Origin of the sequence: Streptomyces sp. NPDC057877, assembly GCF_042796855.1 — a bacterium.
Taxonomy (GTDB): Bacteria; Actinomycetota; Actinomycetes; order Streptomycetales; family Streptomycetaceae; genus Streptomyces.
In genome coordinates this window covers 492,958-508,830 of the sequence record NZ_JBHVMS010000008.1, presented here as the reverse complement: position 1 = coordinate 508,830, position 15,873 = coordinate 492,958, and the positions used below count along the sequence as shown (strand labels likewise).

Here is a 15,873-nt window from a genome sequence, read left to right as displayed (position 1 = left end):
GCGACCGGCACACTGGGGCCCATGAGCGATTGGCCCCAGGGGTGGTCCGACAACAACGGCGGCACCCAGTACGGACGCGGCAGCGCCGGTGCGCAGCCGGAGAGCGCCCGGGTGATGCGCCAGGTGCGGCGCGGACCGTCGGTACCCCCCGGGGGCCAGGCGGCACCGCCGTACCAGGGTGGCGTCCCGCAGCAGCCGTCGTACGTCGACGGCCACGGTGACGGCGGCTACGACAGCGGCTACAACACCGGCCAGGTGTACGGCACCCCCGGCGGCGGGGGTCCCGGCGGTGGGGCCGGGCCGCGTCCCGCGCCGAACTGGCGGCGCCGCATCAAGGTGACCTCGATCACGGTGGTGACCGTGCTGGTCGTCACCCTCGTCGGCACCTACTTCTGGGCCGACTCCAAGCTCAACCGCGAGGTCGACCTGTCCAAGGTGATCGACCGCCCGGCGGGCGGCGACGGCACCAACTACCTGATCGTCGGCTCCGACAGCCGCGAGGGCATGTCGGCCGAGGAGAAGAAGGAACTGCACACCGGGTCCGCCGAGGGCAAGCGCACGGACTCGATGATGATCCTGCACACCGGCGACAACGGTTCCACCCTCATCTCCCTGCCCCGCGACTCCGACGTGGAGATCCCCACCTTCGTGGGCTCCGAGTCCGGCAAGACGTACCAGGGCACGGGCCGCCATGTGAAGCTGAACGCCGCGTACGCCGAGGACGGGCCCGAGCTGCTGGTCCGCACGGTCGAGTTCAACACCGGCCTGCGCATCGACCACTACGTGGAGATCGGCTTCGCGGGCTTCGCCAGCATCGTGGACGCGGTGGGCGGTGTCGAGATCGACATCCCGCAGGACATCAAGGACACCAAGTCCGGCGCGGACCTGAAGAAGGGCAAGCAGACCCTGAACGGCGAGGAGGCGCTCGCCTTCGTCCGTACCCGCTACGCGCTGGCCGGGTCCGACCTGGACCGCACCAAGAACCAGCAGAAGTTCCTCTCCGCCCTGGCCAACCAGGTCGCCACCCCGGGCACGATCCTCAACCCCTTCAAGCTGTACCCGACCATGGGCGCGGGCCTGGACTCGCTCATCGTCGACAAGGACATGGGCCTGTTCGACCTGTCCTCCATGTTCTGGGGCATGAAAAGCGTCAGCGGCGGCGAGGGCACGTCCATGAACATCCCGATCTCCGGCTCCTCCGGCGGCAACCTCGTCTGGGACAAGGCCAAGGTGAAGACGCTGGTCGAGCAGCTCAACAACGACGAGAAGGTCACGGTGAAGGGTGACTGACGTCCCGTTCGACGCCGTCCTGTGCGACGTCGACAACGTCATCCGGTTCTACGACCCCACCGAACTCCTCGCCCTGGAACGCGCCGCCGGGCTGGCCGAGGGCACGACGATGAAGGTCGCCTTCGCCCCGGAAACCGACCTTCCGCTCCTCCTCGGCCGGATCACGCAGGACGAGTGGGCGGAGTCGGTGGCGGTGGGCCTGGCGGGCCTGGTCCCGGCGGCCGAAGCCCGGAAGCTGGCCCTGACCCTCGCCCACCAGCCCTTCCACGCCGACGAGACGGTGGTCGCCCTGCTCCGCCGGGCACGCGCCCGGGTCCCCCTGGTCCTGCTCACCAACGCCACCCTCCAACTGGAGGAGGACTTGGCGGCGCTGGGCCTGACCGACCTCGCCGACGACATCGTGAGCAGCGCGCGGGTAGGCCTGGCCAAGCCCGACCCCCGCATCTTCGAACTGGCGGCGGAGCGGGCGGGGGTACGGCTCGACCGGTGCCTGTTCGTGGACGACACGCTGGAGAACGTGGTGGCGGCGCGGGAGTTGGGGATGCGGGCGGTGCACTTCCGCTCCGCGGAGGACATGGAGCGGGCCCTGGCCCCCCTGCTGGAGGCCTGACCGGCCGGGTCAGCCGACCAGCAGCCAGTCCACCGCCACCAGGCTCAGCGCGCCGAGGGCCCACAGCACGAGCGGCGGCCCCAGCTCCCGGCCGGTGGCGGCCCGTTTCGGACGCAGCTCGGGATGGCGGGCCATCAGGCTCAACGAATCGGCGATGCGCTGGACGGCGACGGGCCGACGGACCAGCCGGTACAGCGACGGCGGCACGAAGGCACCGGCGCGCACCGCGTCCCCGTGCGCCCTGGAGATCTCCAACACGCCCCAGGCGCCCGGCTCGACGCCCCGAACGTCATCCCAGGCGAGCCGTCGAACGCCGAGGAAGCCCCGTATCCACACCCCGGAGGCATCCGCGCCGACCCTCGCGAGCGCGAGCCGACTGCCCAGGTAGGCCCAGAAGGCCAGCCCCCACGCCAGGAAGAACCAGTCCACCGGCGAGAGACCACCGTCCGCCTCCACACCCCACCCGAGAAGCCCCCCGGTGAGCACGACCGCGACGCCCCGCGTCAGCCAACTCGCGCCCACCGCCACCGGTTCCATCGAGCCCCCCTCGACGCGCGCACCTGCCGCGACGTAGGAACCAGGTTACCCGGCCCCTTTTCCGCCCACCTCGAACCACAGCAGCTTCCCCGCGGAGCGCCCGAGCGCCCCCTCTCCCCACGTCCAGCCACCCCACGCGTCCGCGTACTCCTGCACGAGCCTCAACCCCCGCCCACCCTCGGCACCCAGCGGCGTGCGCAGCGGCACGGGCACCTGCGGCTGACTGTCCCGGCCCCCGACCCGCAGCCGCCCGTCCGCGAGCGCGGTCAGCCGGAGGGAGGCGGGGCCGTCGGTGTGCAGGTAGGCGTTGGTGACCAGCTCGGAGGCCAACAGCTCGACGGCGTCGAGCAGTTCCCCCTTCCCATGCCCGGTCAACGCGGCCCGCACGGTCATACGTGCGACGCGGGCGGCGCGGGGGTCGTGGGGGAGGCGGAGGGCGTAGGCCCAGGTGTCGGGCGGGGATACGGTGCTCATGAAGGGCTCCTGCGGTGGAGGCAGTTGGTGAGTGGCTCGGGCTTCACCGTACCGGCGCCCGTATAATGGTTTCTATGAAACCGGCTAATACATGAGACGCTCCACCCATGTGGGTGACCCAGGCGAAGGAGCACAGGAACATGCCGCCACGGCGGACACCCACGGCACGGCAGTTGCGTCTGGGCGTCGAACTGCGCAAGCTGCGCGAGAACGCGGGGCTCACCGCGCGAGCGGCTGGTGAGCTGATCGGGGCGAACCAGGCGCACATCAGCAACATCGAGACGGGCCGCTTCGGCCTCAGCGAGAAGCGCGTCCGGACACTCGCCCACAACTACGCGTGCACCGACACCGCCCTGATCGACGCGCTCGTGGACATGGCCACGCATCGGGCACGTGGCTGGTGGGAGGAGTACCGCGAAACCCTGCCGCGCCCCTTCCTGGACCTGGCCGAGATGGAACACCACGCCAGGGCACTGCGCGTGGCCCAGGTCATCAACATCCCCGGCCTGCTCCAGACCCCTGAACACGCCCGCACCCTGTTCCGCCAAGTGGTACCGGAGTTGCGGCCGCACCAGGTCGAGTACCGCATCTCCCACCGCATCAAGCGTCAGGCCATCCTCCACCGAGAGCAGCCGCCGTCGTACACGGCCATCGTCCACGAGGCCGCCCTTCGCATGCGGTTCGGCGGTCGGGAGGTGGCCCGCGCCCAGTTGGACCACCTGATCAAGATGAGCGAGCTGCCGCACATCACCGTGCGGGTCATCCCGTTCGACGGCACCGTGTTCCCCACGGTCGGCCACGGACTGGACTACGCCTACGGGCCGGTCCAGGCTCTTGACACAGCGCAGCTGGACGCGGCGCATGGCAGTGAACTCATCGACTCAGTCGCACAGTTGGCCAAGTACCGGCTCATCCTGGACCGTATGCAGGAGGCCTGCCTGGAACCCGACGCCTCCCGTGACCTGATCCACCACCTAGCCGAAGACACCTGAGAGCCGAGCCGTGCACGAACTCACCTGGCGAAAGTCCACGTACAGCGAGGAAGCCTCCTCCTGCGTAGAGATATCCCCCACCCCTACCGCCCTCCACATACGCGACTCCAAACACCCCACCGGCCCCCACCTCACCCTCCGGCCCACCGCCTGGGCGCACTTCCTCCCCCACCTGGTTCGGGCAGAGACTTATGCGAGTACGTGACTAGAGTGCGGGCCCACCTTGTGTTGCGGGAATGACTGTCCGTAGCTTGCTGATCACGCAAGAACGGAGGAGGGCTCGGTGGAACTGACCGAGAAGGTTGCGGGCGAAGATCCTGAGTGCGACAGCGGCGACTGCGCCAACGTCTTCAAGACGGACCGGCCCGGCATCATCGCCGTACAGGGATACGTGACCGACCATCCCACCCCGAAGGGGGAAGCAGTCGTCACCATCCCCGAACGCGTCCTGAAGGAGGCCGCACGTGCTCTTGGATGGTGAGCCCTGGGCAGCGATGTTCCGGGACTTCAAGCGCTCGGCATGGCGGCTCGAAGTGCAGCCGACGTACACCATGCCCGCGGAAGCCGAGAGCCTGGCCCGCTTCCTGCGAGGTGAGCCGAAGCCGGACGATCACAACGCAAAATGGCATGGCACGGTTCGAGACGCGACAGCGGCCGGGAAGACCTTGGGCCGGGTCCGGGTTGTCCGGCAACCGCTCACGGACTACCAGAGGTACCAGTTCGCCTGGGGAATTCCGGGCAATATCCAGGCCGGGGAAGACATTCGCGTCCTGGACCTCACGGACCGCGATGTGGACCTTCCCGATCAGGATTTCTGGATGTTCGATGAGACCCTAGTGGTTCATTTGAACTATCGCGCGGACGGGACACAGATCAACCGGGAACTGATCGAGGAACCGAATATCTCCCAATACCTTGCTTGGCGAGACCTAGCTCTTGAAAGCGCAGTCCCCTTCAGTGCCTATCGAACCTGATACTCAGGCACGCGAGCGCAAGGACTTGGCGGAGGCGCTTCGTGACCTCCGCCGCGCTTCCGGACTGAGCGGCGAACGCCTTGCGCTTCGCTGCAACATGAGCCAGACGAAGATCAGTCGCACCGAGACCGGAAGGGCGCTGCCGACGGTCATCGATGTTGAACGCATTCTCAACGCATTGGCTGTGCCAGCAGATGTTGCGGAAGAAATACTACGACTCGCCCGGCGGGCAATTTCGATTACGCGTCTTGGCGTGCGTACGCGCGCGTCGGGCTGTACCACAAGCAGGCGGAACTGAAGGCCCTTGAGTCTTCCTCCCGTGCGATGCGGCACTTCCTTCCCGCGATCCCGACGGGGCTTCTGCACGTCAGGGAGTACGCGACTTGTTCTGGTCCCACGCCCTCACAGGTGACGCCGCTACAGCATTCCTGAGCGAGGCGGCAGACGCCTTTATGCGTCAACGTAACTAGCGCTTCCTTCGGTTCCATGGATTGCCGATGATGGATTCATGGCCAGCAAACCGCACTCCAGGAAGGCACCGCGATGACCGATCTCTTTGACCTCCCCCTGCCCGAGCCCGCCGCGTTCCAGAAAGCGTGCGGAGGCAATACCCACCCGGACGGTGAGTCGTGCGCGACGATCGCCAGGCTCGGCCCCGACGCATGGGCCTTGGGCGACAGCAAGCGTCCCGACATGACGCCACTGCGGTTCACCACAGCCGAACTGGACGCGGCCGGTGTCGACCCGGCCCGCTTCGGTCTGTCGGCCTGACGGCCTTGTGTCTCCGGCCGGTCTCCGGCTCCTCCGCAAGGCGGGAACCGGCCGGACTCCGTCTCCCGATACTCCCCGACGGGAATGACGATTGCACCATCACGGCTACCTCTGGACCGGCCCGAAACAGCGTTTCGACCAGGAAGCACTGCGTCGGCCCCGTTCCCAGAGCCACCCCCACCCGACAGCAGGCCCGAACTGATCCAGCGCTACCGGGATGTCGCCGCACAGTTCCCCACCTCGGACCTGCCGCCACTGGAGACGGCGTACTGGCTCATCAAGCCCCGTTCACTGGTGCGTGGCACCTGGGACGATGCCAAGGAAGCGGCGGCCTGGCTCGGCGAGCACCTGGCCGAGCACACGCCCCGATTCGCCGCTGAGCAGGACCGCGACGTCACCCGTGCGGCGGTACGGAGGAGATCCAGGATGAGGTGATCCGCTGGTACCGGCAGACGCGGCACGGCAAGGCGTATGTCCCCGCGATGATCTGGGGCACGCTTCAGACCGAGGCGTACGCGACAGTGATCCTCGGCCAGGTCGTCGGCTTTCTCGGGGTCCCGGACGACGTGCCCGCGGGGGTGGCGAAGCGCATGGAGCGCCAGCAGGTGCTGTACGACGGCGAACACCGCTACGACGTGATTCTCGGCGAACAGGCCCTCTACACGAACGTCGGGGGACCCGAGGTGATGGGCGAACAGATGGAACGGCTCCTTCGCGACATCGAACTCCCCTCACTCAAGCTGGGAGTCTTGCCCGCGACCGCCGAAATGAGTGTTGTTCCGATGCCGGGATTCAGCATCTTCGACGGAGGTCGTGCCCACTACGAACTCGTCTCCTCCGGTGTGGACATCACCGACCCGGCCGAACTGACCCTTCACCACAAGGTGTTCGACGCCATCAGCGACGCGGCCTCCTACGGCGGCGGCGCCAGGGAACTGATCAGCAAGGCCCTGGCCTTCTGGAGCGGAGACAAGTAACCCCGGCCAACCACCCGGGCCGGGGTTACTTCAGCGGCCGGTTACGGCAGGTTCCTCGCCATCACGATGCGCTGAACCTGGTTCGTGCCCTCATAAATCTGCGTGATCTTCGCGTCCCGCATCATCCGCTCCACCGGGTAGTCACGGGTGTAGCCGTAGCCGCCCAGCAACTGCACCGCGTCCGTGGTGACCTCCATCGCCACGTCCGAGGCGAAGCACTTGGCCGCGGCGCCGAGGTAGGTCAGGTCCGTGTCGCCGCGTTCGGAGGCGGCGGCGGCCTGGTAGGTGAGGGCGCGGGCGGCGCTGATCTTCATGGCCATGTCGGCGAGCATGAACTGGATGCCCTGGAAGTCGGCGATGGGCTTGCCGAACTGCTTGCGCTCCTGGACGTAGCCCTTGGCGTAGTCCAGGGCGCCCTGGGCGATGCCGAGGGCCTGGGCGGCGATGGTGATGCGGGTGTGGTCCAGGGTCTTCATCGCGGTGGCGAAGCCGGTGCCCTCCTCGCCGATCATGCGGTCCGCCGGGATGCGGACGTTGTCGAGGTAGACCTCGCGGGTCGGGGAGCCCTTGATGCCGAGCTTCTTCTCGGGGGCGCCGAAGGAGACGCCCTCGTCGGACTTCTCGACGACGAAGGCCGAAATGCCCTTCGAGCGCTTGGTGGGGTCCGTGACCGCCATGACCGTGTAGTAGTCCGAGACGCCCGCGTTGGTGATCCAGCGCTTCACGCCGTTCAGGATCCAGTGGTCGCCGTCGCGGACCGCCTTCGTCTTCATGCCCGCCGCGTCCGAGCCCGCGTCCGGCTCGGACAGGCAGTACGAGAACATTCCCTCGCCCTGGGCGAGGGGGGTCATGTACTTCTTCTTCAGGTCCTCGGAGCCGGAGATGATCACCGGGAGGGAGCCCAGCTTGTTCACCGCCGGAATCAGAGAAGAGGACGCGCACACTCGCGCTACCTCCTCGATCACGATCACCGTGGCCAGCGCGTCGGCGCCCGCGCCGCCGTAGGACTCGGGGACGTGCACGGCGTGCAGGTCGTTGGCCACCAGGGCGTCGAGGGCCTCCTGCGGGAAGCGGGCCTCCTCGTCCACCGCCGCGGCGAACGGCGCGATCTTCGCCTCGGCCAGCGAGCGGACGGCGTCGCGGAGCATGTCGTGCTCTTCGGACGGGCGGTACAGGTCGAAGTCAGCCGATCCGGCCAAGGTCTCTCACGCTCCAAAACGCTGTGATGGTGGCGCTAACTACCGTTAAGTAACCCAAATTTTAGGCGTCCCCCCACCCCCAGGGATACGTGAGTTTGGCGACAGCGGGAAATCTCCCCAACGAGCCTCCCGGCTATGCTCGACCAGCGCATCCACGCCGTATTTCCCCAGGAGCACGCATGGCCCTCAAGATCACCGTGATCGGTACCGGCTACCTCGGCGCGACCCACGCGGCGGCCATGGCCGAGCTGGGTTTTGAGGTGCTGGGCCTGGACGTCGTGCCCGAGAAGATCAAGATGCTCCAGCACGGCGAGGTCCCGATGTACGAGCCGGGGCTCGAGGACCTGCTGCGCAAGCACGTCGCCGGGATCGAGGGGGCCAGCGGGCGGCTGCGGTTCACGACTGACTACGCCGAGGTCGCGGCCTTCGGTGACATCCACTTCGTGTGTGTGAACACTCCGCAGCGGCACGGTGAGTACGCGTGCGACATGTCCTATGTCGACGCCGCCTTCGCCTCCCTCGCCCCGCATCTGACCGGCCCGGCCCTCGTCGTCGGCAAGTCCACCGTGCCCGTCGGTTCGGCCGACCGGCTGGCCGCCTACCTCGCCGAGCACGCCCCCGCCGGGGCCGACGTGGAGCTGGCCTGGAACCCGGAGTTCCTGCGGGAGGGGTTCGCCGTCGACGACACCCTGCACCCCGACCGGATCGTGGTCGGGGTCCGCAGCGAGCGCGCCGAGAAGCTGCTGCGGGAGGTGTACGCCACGCCCGTCGAGGAGGGTTCCCCCTTCGTCGTCACCGACTTCCCGACCTCCGAGCTGGTGAAGACCTCCGCCAACTCCTTCCTCGCCACCAAGATCTCCTTCATCAACGCCATGGCCGAGGTGTGCGAGGCCTCCGGCGGGGACGTCGCCAAGCTGGCCGAGGCGATCGGCTACGACGACCGGATCGGGAAGAAGTTCCTGCGCGCCGGGATCGGGTTCGGCGGCGGGTGCCTGCCCAAGGACATCCGGGCCTTCATGGCGCGCGCCGGTGAGCTGGGCGCCGACCAGGCGCTGACCTTCCTGCGCGAGATCGACTCCATCAACATGCGCCAGCGCGGCCAGATGGTCGAGCTGGCCCGGCAGGCGCTGGGCGGCGGGCCCTTCCTCGGCAAGCGGGTCGCGGTGCTCGGCGCCACCTTCAAGCCCGACTCCGACGACGTCCGCGACTCACCCGCGCTGAACGTCGCCGGGCAGATCCACCTCCAGGGCGGCCAGGTCACCGTCTACGACCCCAAGGGCATGGACAACGCCCGCCGCATCTTCCCCACCCTCGGCTACGCCGACACCGCGCTGGACGCCGTACGCGGCGCCGATGTCGTACTGCACCTCACCGAATGGCAGGAGTTCCGCGAGCTGGACCCGGCCGCCCTCGGCGAGGTCGCCGCCGCCCGCACGATCCTGGACGGCCGCAACGCCCTCGACCCCGGGCTGTGGCGGCGGGCGGGGTGGACGTACCGGGCGATGGGGCGTCCGGCGGCGTAGGGCCGACGGTGTAGGGCCGACGGTGTAGGGCCGACGGTGTAGGGCCGACGGTGTAGGGCCGACGGTGTAGGGCCGACGGCCGGGGACGCGGCGGGCTTCAGCCGCACCCCGGCGGGTGCGGCCACCGAGCACCGGGCCGACGGGCGACGCCGGTTCGGCCGAGGCTCAGTCGGCCGAACCGGCGCCTGGACGCATTCTGCACCACGGGCCCGAGGCTCACGTCCCCTTCGCCCGATAGCGGCGCATCTTGGCGCGGGCCCCGCACACCGACATGGAGCACCAGCGGCCGCGCCCGGCGGGACTGCGGTCGTAGTACGCCCAGTGGCATTCGGGCAGCTCGCAGGCCTTCAGGCGCTGCCAGGTGCCCGCGGTGAGCGCCTCGGCGACGGCCGCGGCGACGCGCGAGAGCAGGGAGCCGCCGGGGCGGGGGGTCAGGCGCGCCGAGCCGTCCCCGGCGTCGACCGTCACATAGAGCGGGGCCGTCGCGAGCAGGTCGCCCAGCGGGGTCACCGGGGCGTGCGGCGGATGGCCCGCGTGGGCCAGGCAGACCGCGCGCAGGGACTCCCGCAGACGGCGTACGTCCGGCAGGTCCCGTTCCTCGACGCCGAAGCGGGCGCGGCCCTCCGCCGTGTCCAGCGTGTCGGCGCCCGAGGCCAGGTCCACCGTGTTCACCAGCGCCTCGATCAGGGCGAGGCCGCCCGGTGCGGGCGCGCGCTCATTCATGGTTGCGACGTTACCGCCAATGCGGGAGCATGCAGTAACCGTTACCGGTTACCCGTCCTTACCGGTAACCCTGCCCACGAGTTCGAGGAGAAAGCCATGGCTCTCGCCAAGCTGGACGTCGTCGCCCTGGACTGTCCCGACCCGCGCGCCCTGGCCGGGTTCTACGCCGGGATCCTCGGCGGCGAGGTGGAGGCCGAGGACGCGGAGTGGGTCGTGCTGAAGGTGCCCGGCGGGCAGACGCTGGCGTTCCAGGGCGTGGCCGGGTTCACCCCGCCGGAGTGGCCGCGCGCCCACCGCAACTCCCAGCAGCTCCACCTGGACCTGACCGTCGAGGACCTGGACGCGGCCGAGCGGGGCGTGCTGGAGCTGGGCGCGAAGGTGCTGGACGCGGAGGACCGCTCGCGTTCCTGGCGTGTGTACGCCGATCCGGCGGGGCACCCGTTCTGCCTCTGCGCCTGCTGACCCGCCCGGACCCCCCTACCTCTGCGCCTGCTGACCCGCCCGGACACCCGTTCTGCCCCTACGCCTGCTGACCCGCCCGGACATCCGCCGAAGGAGACCCATGCCACGCGTCGCACGTTTCCGTTCCGTCGTCCTTGACTGCCCCGACCCGCGCGCCCTCGCCCGCTTCTACGCCGAGATCGTCGGCGGCGATCCGCAGAGCGAGGATCCCGACTGGGTCGTCCTCCAGGTCCCGGACGGTCCCCGGCTCGCCTTCCAGCGGGCGCAGGGGTACGTACCGCCGGAGTGGCCGCGCGCCGACCGCAACTCCCAGCAGTTCCACATCGACCTCGACGGCGGGGCGACCTGGGAGGAGATCGATCTCGCGGAGAAGCGGGTGCTGGCGCTCGGGGCGCGGGTGCTCGACATGGAGGACTACGAGTCGAAGGACTTCCGGGTGTACGCCGATCCGGCCGGGCATCCGTTCTGCCTGTGCCGCATCGACCGCTAGCCGTCCCGGTCGGTCCGGTCAGCCGTCCAGTTCGGCGATCTGTGCCGTCGACGGCTCCCTGCGCTCCTGCGCCGCCCGTGCCGTGAAGTCCGCGGTGCGCAGGACGCGCTGGACGTTGCCCCAGGTCAGCAGGGCCAGGTCGGTCTCGCTCCAGCCGCGTCGGAGCAGTTCGGCGATCAGGTGCGGGTAGCAGGAGGTGTCGCGCAGCTCCTGCGGGTGGGCCGTACCGACGTCGTAGGTGCCGGACAGGCCCACGCACCGCGGGCCCGCGACCGCACGGACGTGGTCGAGGTGGTCGGCGACGTCCCGGACCGTCGGGCCGGTCTGCTCGGCGGTCAGCGGGACCATGCACAGGCCGTGCGCGGCGCCCAGCTCGGCCAGCAGGTCGTCGGGCAGGTTGGCCGGGTGGGGGCGCAGGGCGCGGGCGGCGGAGCGGGTGAACAGGACGGGCGTCTTGGAGGTGGCCAGGACCCGGGCGCTGGTCCGCTCGGAGGCGGCCGAGAGGTCGGCGAGCACGCCGAGCCGGTTCATCTCCCGCACCACCTCCTCCCCGAACCGCGTCAGGCCCGCCTCGCTGGCCCAGGAGGTGCCGGTGAGGGTCAGGACGCGCAGGCCGAGGCTGTGCAGGACGCGCAGCAGGCCCAGGGAGTCGTCGAGGGCGGCGGCGGTGGCGGGGCCGAGCAGCACGGCGGTACGGCCGCAGGCGTGGGCGTCGATGACCTGTCCGGCGGTGCGGGCCAGCCGTAGCCCCTCGGGGTGGGCCGCGATCACGGTGCGGACCAGGTCCAGCTGCTCCAGGGTGGCGGCCACCGCCCGGTTCACGGTCAGGCCCTCGGGCAGGTGCAGGGAGCAGAACAGCGCGCGGACATGACCCTCGCGCAGCCGTGGTACGTCGGTGTCCACGGCGCTCTCGCCCTCTTCGAGGTCGTACCAGGGCAGCAGCCGCAGCGCCCAGGGCAGTCCGCTGTAGCCGTCGGCGACGGGGTGCGCGGTGAGCAGCGCGTGGGCGCGCTCCAGCAGGTCCGGGTCCGGGGCGGAGGCCGGGGGTTCGATGGCGGAGGGCTCGTCCAGGGGCAGTTCGTCGAGTGCGGTGACCTCGGTGGTGGGGTGCAGTTCGTCCTGGAGTTCTGCCATGGCGGCCCTCCGTGCGTGCGCGGTGATCGCTGTACGGTCACCGTCGCACGCGGTACGGAGGGCTTCGAGGTGGACGGGGCGTTCGGGGGTACGCGGGCCCGGCCCGCGCGCTCAGCCGTCCAGTTCCTCGATCGTGGCGTTGGACGGGCCGCGGGTGGCCCGCAGATCGCGGGCCACCGACTCCGCGGCGTCCAGCACCCGGACCGCGTTCTGCCAGGTCAGCTTGGCCAGGTCGGCCTTGGACCAGCCGCGGTCCAGCAGCTCGGCGATCAGGTTCGGGTAGCCGGAGACATCGGAGAGGCCGTCGGGGAGGAACGCCGTGCCGTCGTAGTCGCCGCCGAGGCCGAGGTGGTCGATGCCCGCGACCTCGCGCATGTGGTCGAGGTGGTCGGCGACCGTGGCGACGGTGGCGACCGGGCGCGGGACGCGCTCCTCGAAGGCGCGGTGCACCTTCATCGCCTCGGCGGTGGTGTCGAGGTGGTGGAAGCCGTGGGCGCGCATGTTGTCGTCGGCCGCCACGGTCCAGTCGACGGCGGCCTGGAGCACGAACTTCGGCACGAAGGTGGCCATGGCGACGCCGCCGTTGGCGGGCAGGCGCTCCAGGACGTCGTCCGGGATGTTGCGGGGGTGGTCGCACACGGCCCGCGAGGAGGAGTGCGAGAAGATCACCGGCGCGACGGAGGTGTCCAGCGCGTCCCGCATCGTCGTCGCGGCGACGTGCGAGAGGTCCACGAGCATGCCCTCGCGGTTCATCTCCCGCACCACCGTGCGGCCGAACGCCGAGAGGCCGCCGACCGCCGGTTCGTCGGTCGCGGAGTCCGCCCAGGCGACGTTGTCGTTGTGGGTGAGGGTCATGTAGCGCACGCCGAGGGCGTACAGCGCGCGCAGGGTCGCGAGGGAGCTGGCGATGGAGTGGCCGCCCTCCGCGCCCATCAGCGAGGCGATCCTGCCCTCCCCGCGGGCGGCCTCCATGTCGGCCGCCGTGAGCGCCGGGCGCAGGTCCCGCGGGTAGCGGTCCAGGAGCTGCCGTACGCAGTCGACCTGCTCCAGCGTCGCCGCCACCGGGTCCGGCAGGTCCGTGCGCACGTACACCGACCAGTACTGCGCGCCGACGCCGCCCGCCCGCAGCCGGGGGAGGTCGGTGTGCAGGTGGGCGGCCTGGTCGGTGGCGATGTCACGGGCGCCGAGGTCGTAGCGGACCTGTTCGCGCAGCGCCCAGGGCAGGTCGTTGTGGCCGTCGACGACGGGGAACTCCCGCAGCAGTGCCCGGGCCTCGTCCAGCGCGCTCACGCCCGTCACTTCCCGGCGCCGAAGCCGAAGCCCGCCGCGCCGTCGACCTTGGCGCGCAGCCGCTTGCCCTTCTCGGTGGCCTGGTCGTTCAGGTCCTGCTGGAAGTCGCGCATCCGGGCGAGGAGGTCCTCGTCGTGGGCGGCGAGGATACGGGCGGCGAGCAGGCCCGCGTTGCGCGCCCCGGCGACGGAGACGGTGGCGACGGGGACGCCCGCGGGCATCTGCACGATGGACAGCAGCGAGTCCATGCCGTCGAGGTACTTCAGCGGGACGGGCACGCCGATCACCGGCAGCGGGGTGACGGAGGCGAGCATGCCGGGCAGATGGGCGGCGCCGCCCGCGCCCGCGATGATCACCTTGAGTCCGCGGTCGGCGGCCTGCTCGCCGTAGGCGACCATCTCGCGCGGCATGCGGTGCGCGGAGACGACGTCGACCTCGTAGGCGATCTCGAACTCGTCGAGCGCCTGGGCGGCGGCCTCCATGACGGGCCAGTCGGAGTCCGACCCCATGACGATGCCTACGACGGGGCCTGCGCCGGTGCTCATTCGGTGATCGTCCCTCTCAGGTATCCGGCAGCGTGACGGGCGCGCTCGAGCACGTCGTCGAGGTCGTCGCCGTAGGTGTTGACGTGGCCCACCTTGCGGCCGGGCTTCACGTCCTTGCCGTACATGTGGATCTTCAGCTGGGGGTCGCGGGCCATGCAGTGCAGGTACGCCGAGTACATGTCGGGGTAGTCGCCGCCGAGGACGTTGACCATGACGGTCCACCGGGCGCGCGGGCGGGGGTCGCCGAGCGGCAGGTCCAGGACGGCCCGCACGTGGTTGGCGAACTGGCTGGTGATCGCGCCGTCCATGGTCCAGTGGCCGGAGTTGTGCGGGCGCATCGCCAGTTCGTTGACGAGGACGCGGCCGTCGCGGGTCTGGAACAGCTCGACGGCGAGATGGCCGACAACGTCCAGCTCCTTGGCGATGCGCAGCGCCATCTCCTCGGCGTGCAGGGCGAGGGACTCGTCCAGGTCGGGGGCGGGCGCGATGACCGTGTCGCACACCCCGTCCACCTGCCGGGACTCCACGACCGGATAGGCGACGGCCTGGCCGTGCGGGGAGCGGACGACGTTCGCCGCGAGTTCCCGTACGAAGTCGACCTTCTCCTCCGCCAGCACGGGCACCCCGGCGCGGAACGGGGCCTCGGCCTCCTCGACGGAGTCCACGACCCACACGCCCTTGCCGTCGTAGCCGCCGCGGACGGTCTTCAGGACGACCGGGAAGCCGTCCCCCTCGGCGGCGAACGCGGCCACGTCCTGGGGATCGGAGACGATGCGGTGCCGTGGGCACGGCACGCCGATCGCGTCGAGCCTCGCCCGCATCACGCCCTTGTCCTGGGCGTGGACCAGCGCGTCGGGGCCGGGGCGGACGGGGATGCCGTCCGCTTCGAGGGCCCGCAGATGCTCGGTCGGCACATGTTCGTGATCGAAGGTGATCACGTCACAGCCGCGTGCGAAGGCGCGCAGCGTGTCGAGGTCGCGATAGTCGCCTAGGACGACTTCGTTCACGACCTGCGCCGCGGAATCCTGGGGAGTGTCACTGAGGAGCTTGAACCTGATGCCGAGCGGGATGCCTGCCTCGTGTGTCATACGAGCGAGCTGGCCCCCGCCGACCATGCCGACTACCGGGAACGTCACGACCCCAGGGTATCCGGCGCGCCGCGGTGGCCGGATTGCGGACCTCTGGGCCGTCCGCAAGCGATCACTCAGGGGGATGGTTAGCATGGCCGAGTTGACGACACCAACGGATGGGAGCCGCACGACCATGGGACGTGCCTCCTCAGGGCTCCAGACCAAGCCCCCCAGCGCACTGCGCATGCGCGTCGAACGGCTGACGCGCGAGGCCGCGAAGTTCGGTGCCGTGGGCGGGGCGGGGCTGCTCGTCAACCTGCTCGTGTTCAACCTGGTGCGTACGGTGACCGACCTCCAGGTGGTGCGCGCGAGCGTGATCGCGACGGTCGTCGCGATCGTCTCCAACTACCTGGGCTTCCGCTACTTCACCTACCGCGACCGCGACAAGAACGGCCGCACCCGCGAGATGACGCTGTTCCTGCTGTTCAGCGGCGTCGGGCTGGTGATCGAGAACGGTGTGCTGTTCGCGGCGACGTACGGGTTCGGCTGGGACAGCCCCCTCCAGAACAACGTCTTCAAGTTCCTCGGCATCGGCATCGCGACGCTGTTCCGCTTCTGGTCGTACCGGACGTGGGTCTTCCGCGCCCTGCCGGAGCCGACGCCCGCGGTAGCCGTCCCGGAGCAGTACGTCGCCACGGAACCGGTACGCCCGCGTCCACGAGCCCGGGTGTGATCGGCCGGACCTCAGCGTCGGGTCGCTGGCAGCGCCGCTGAGGGACGCGGGGAACTGCGCGGCCAGCCACGACGATCCC

21 protein-coding genes and 1 pseudogene are annotated in these 15,873 nt (G+C 70.0%); 14 read left to right on the top strand and 8 right to left on the bottom strand.

All coding sequences use genetic code 11. The annotated features are described in order from the left end of the window. The first annotated feature begins 21 nt into the window (after positions 1–21). Both ACFVQG_RS26540 and ACFVQG_RS26535 read left to right on the top strand, forming a co-directional pair. Positions 22–1,290, top strand: a complete 1,269-nt coding sequence (locus ACFVQG_RS26540) for an LCP family protein (protein ID WP_383388019.1) — start codon at positions 22–24, stop codon at positions 1,288–1,290. Next, positions 1,283–1,900 (top strand): HAD family hydrolase, encoded by a 618-nt coding sequence (locus ACFVQG_RS26535; RefSeq protein WP_383388017.1) that lies wholly within the window; start codon positions 1,283–1,285, stop codon positions 1,898–1,900. Before ACFVQG_RS26540 ends, ACFVQG_RS26535 begins: the two co-directional genes overlap by 8 nt. A 9-nt stretch (positions 1,901–1,909) precedes the next feature. On the opposite strand, the gene ACFVQG_RS26530 is transcribed toward ACFVQG_RS26535, so the two are convergent. Then, positions 1,910–2,437 carry a PH domain-containing protein gene (locus ACFVQG_RS26530; RefSeq protein ID WP_383388015.1) on the bottom strand — a complete coding sequence of 176 codons (528 nt, stop codon included), beginning with the start codon at positions 2,435–2,437 and terminating at the stop codon, positions 1,910–1,912. A 45-nt stretch (positions 2,438–2,482) separates the two neighbouring features. Next, positions 2,483–2,911, bottom strand: a complete 429-nt coding sequence (locus tag ACFVQG_RS26525) for an ATP-binding protein (RefSeq protein ID WP_383388013.1) — start codon at positions 2,909–2,911, stop codon at positions 2,483–2,485. A gap of 140 nt (positions 2,912–3,051) precedes the next feature. Between ACFVQG_RS26525 and ACFVQG_RS26520 the strand changes: the two genes are divergently transcribed. The 8 genes and pseudogenes from ACFVQG_RS26520 to ACFVQG_RS26485 all read left to right on the top strand — a co-directional run bounded on the left by ACFVQG_RS26520 (position 3,052) and on the right by ACFVQG_RS26485 (position 6,625). After that, positions 3,052–3,903: a helix-turn-helix transcriptional regulator gene (locus ACFVQG_RS26520; protein WP_383388011.1), complete on the top strand. Its 852-nt coding sequence runs from the start codon at positions 3,052–3,054 to the stop codon at positions 3,901–3,903. Between the two features lie 10 nt (positions 3,904–3,913). Beyond that, positions 3,914–4,108 (top strand): DUF397 domain-containing protein, encoded by a 195-nt coding sequence (locus ACFVQG_RS26515; RefSeq protein ID WP_383388009.1) that lies wholly within the window; start codon positions 3,914–3,916, stop codon positions 4,106–4,108. A gap of 78 nt (positions 4,109–4,186) precedes the next feature. Beyond that, the gene (locus tag ACFVQG_RS26510; protein WP_383388008.1) at positions 4,187–4,384 is read left to right on the top strand and encodes a hypothetical protein; all 198 of its coding nucleotides are present in this window, start codon (positions 4,187–4,189) and stop codon (positions 4,382–4,384) included. Then, the gene (locus tag ACFVQG_RS26505) at positions 4,368–4,877 is read left to right on the top strand and encodes a DUF6879 family protein (protein WP_383388006.1); all 510 of its coding nucleotides are present in this window, start codon (positions 4,368–4,370) and stop codon (positions 4,875–4,877) included. The genes ACFVQG_RS26510 and ACFVQG_RS26505 overlap by 17 nt, the downstream gene beginning before the upstream one ends. Next, entirely contained in the window at positions 4,861–5,175 is a 315-nt protein-coding gene (locus ACFVQG_RS26500) for a helix-turn-helix domain-containing protein (RefSeq protein WP_383388004.1), read from the top strand. Before ACFVQG_RS26505 ends, ACFVQG_RS26500 begins: the two co-directional genes overlap by 17 nt. A 245-nt stretch (positions 5,176–5,420) precedes the next feature. Beyond that, complete coding sequence (locus ACFVQG_RS26495; protein ID WP_383388003.1) at positions 5,421–5,648, top strand: DUF397 domain-containing protein; 228 nt, start codon at positions 5,421–5,423, stop codon at positions 5,646–5,648. A 91-nt stretch (positions 5,649–5,739) separates the two neighbouring features. Then, positions 5,740–6,056 (top strand): annotated as a pseudogene (locus ACFVQG_RS26490) (hypothetical protein); the annotation flags it as partial. A gap of 23 nt (positions 6,057–6,079) precedes the next feature. Then, a complete protein-coding gene (locus tag ACFVQG_RS26485; protein ID WP_383388001.1) occupies positions 6,080–6,625 on the top strand; it encodes a DUF5753 domain-containing protein in 546 nt (181 codons plus the stop codon). Positions 6,626–6,666: 41 nt separating this feature from the next. Here the strand turns inward: ACFVQG_RS26485 and ACFVQG_RS26480 are convergent, their stop codons facing one another. Next, complete coding sequence (locus ACFVQG_RS26480; protein WP_383387999.1) at positions 6,667–7,824, bottom strand: acyl-CoA dehydrogenase; 1,158 nt, start codon at positions 7,822–7,824, stop codon at positions 6,667–6,669. Positions 7,825–8,003: 179 nt separating this feature from the next. On the opposite strand from ACFVQG_RS26480, the gene ACFVQG_RS26475 reads away from it, so the two are divergent. Continuing rightward, complete coding sequence (locus ACFVQG_RS26475; RefSeq protein WP_383387997.1) at positions 8,004–9,347, top strand: UDP-glucose dehydrogenase family protein; 1,344 nt, start codon at positions 8,004–8,006, stop codon at positions 9,345–9,347. Positions 9,348–9,563: 216 nt separating this feature from the next. Here the strand turns inward: ACFVQG_RS26475 and ACFVQG_RS26470 are convergent, their stop codons facing one another. Beyond that, complete coding sequence (locus ACFVQG_RS26470; protein ID WP_383387995.1) at positions 9,564–10,070, bottom strand: CGNR zinc finger domain-containing protein; 507 nt, start codon at positions 10,068–10,070, stop codon at positions 9,564–9,566. 96 nt (positions 10,071–10,166) lie between these two features. Here ACFVQG_RS26470 and ACFVQG_RS26465 point away from each other — a divergent pair, with 96 nt between their 5' ends. Beyond that, positions 10,167–10,532, top strand: a complete 366-nt coding sequence (locus tag ACFVQG_RS26465) for a VOC family protein (RefSeq protein ID WP_383387993.1) — start codon at positions 10,167–10,169, stop codon at positions 10,530–10,532. A 100-nt stretch (positions 10,533–10,632) separates the two neighbouring features. Beyond that, on the top strand, positions 10,633–11,022 hold the full coding sequence (locus ACFVQG_RS26460; protein ID WP_383387991.1) for a VOC family protein: 390 nt from the start codon (positions 10,633–10,635) through the stop codon (positions 11,020–11,022). Positions 11,023–11,040: 18 nt separating this feature from the next. Here ACFVQG_RS26460 and ACFVQG_RS26455 read toward each other — a convergent pair whose 3' ends face one another. From ACFVQG_RS26455 to ACFVQG_RS26440, 4 genes are all read right to left on the bottom strand, one after another. Then, a complete protein-coding gene (locus ACFVQG_RS26455; protein WP_383387989.1) occupies positions 11,041–12,156 on the bottom strand; it encodes a dipeptidase in 1,116 nt (371 codons plus the stop codon). Positions 12,157–12,267: 111 nt separating this feature from the next. Further along, positions 12,268–13,446 carry a dipeptidase gene (locus tag ACFVQG_RS26450; protein ID WP_383387987.1) on the bottom strand — a complete coding sequence of 393 codons (1,179 nt, stop codon included), beginning with the start codon at positions 13,444–13,446 and terminating at the stop codon, positions 12,268–12,270. A gap of 5 nt (positions 13,447–13,451) precedes the next feature. Beyond that, entirely contained in the window at positions 13,452–13,991 is a 540-nt protein-coding gene (purE, locus tag ACFVQG_RS26445; RefSeq protein ID WP_383387986.1) for a 5-(carboxyamino)imidazole ribonucleotide mutase, read from the bottom strand. Next, entirely contained in the window at positions 13,988–15,127 is a 1,140-nt protein-coding gene (locus ACFVQG_RS26440; RefSeq protein ID WP_383387984.1) for a 5-(carboxyamino)imidazole ribonucleotide synthase, read from the bottom strand. Before ACFVQG_RS26440 ends, purE begins: the two co-directional genes overlap by 4 nt. 127 nt (positions 15,128–15,254) lie before the next feature. Between ACFVQG_RS26440 and ACFVQG_RS26435 the strand changes: the two genes are divergently transcribed. Continuing rightward, the gene (locus ACFVQG_RS26435; protein WP_383387982.1) at positions 15,255–15,794 is read left to right on the top strand and encodes a GtrA family protein; all 540 of its coding nucleotides are present in this window, start codon (positions 15,255–15,257) and stop codon (positions 15,792–15,794) included. Positions 15,795–15,873 lie beyond the last annotated feature (79 nt).

Coding starts and splice junctions, on each gene's coding strand:
- purE (WP_383387986.1), bottom strand. CDS start 13,991: ATGAGCACCGGCGCAGGCCCCGTCGTAGGCATCGTCATGGGGTCGGAC.
- ACFVQG_RS26495 (WP_383388003.1), top strand. CDS start 5,421: ATGACCGATCTCTTTGACCTCCCCCTGCCCGAGCCCGCCGCGTTCCAG.
- ACFVQG_RS26465 (WP_383387993.1), top strand. CDS start 10,167: ATGGCTCTCGCCAAGCTGGACGTCGTCGCCCTGGACTGTCCCGACCCG.
- ACFVQG_RS26540 (WP_383388019.1), top strand. CDS start 22: ATGAGCGATTGGCCCCAGGGGTGGTCCGACAACAACGGCGGCACCCAG.
- ACFVQG_RS26460 (WP_383387991.1), top strand. CDS start 10,633: ATGCCACGCGTCGCACGTTTCCGTTCCGTCGTCCTTGACTGCCCCGAC.
- ACFVQG_RS26455 (WP_383387989.1), bottom strand. CDS start 12,156: ATGGCAGAACTCCAGGACGAACTGCACCCCACCACCGAGGTCACCGCA.
- ACFVQG_RS26470 (WP_383387995.1), bottom strand. CDS start 10,070: ATGAATGAGCGCGCGCCCGCACCGGGCGGCCTCGCCCTGATCGAGGCG.
- ACFVQG_RS26530 (WP_383388015.1), bottom strand. CDS start 2,437: ATGGAACCGGTGGCGGTGGGCGCGAGTTGGCTGACGCGGGGCGTCGCG.
- ACFVQG_RS26520 (WP_383388011.1), top strand. CDS start 3,052: ATGCCGCCACGGCGGACACCCACGGCACGGCAGTTGCGTCTGGGCGTC.
- ACFVQG_RS26475 (WP_383387997.1), top strand. CDS start 8,004: ATGGCCCTCAAGATCACCGTGATCGGTACCGGCTACCTCGGCGCGACC.
- ACFVQG_RS26435 (WP_383387982.1), top strand. CDS start 15,255: ATGGGACGTGCCTCCTCAGGGCTCCAGACCAAGCCCCCCAGCGCACTG.
- ACFVQG_RS26525 (WP_383388013.1), bottom strand. CDS start 2,911: ATGAGCACCGTATCCCCGCCCGACACCTGGGCCTACGCCCTCCGCCTC.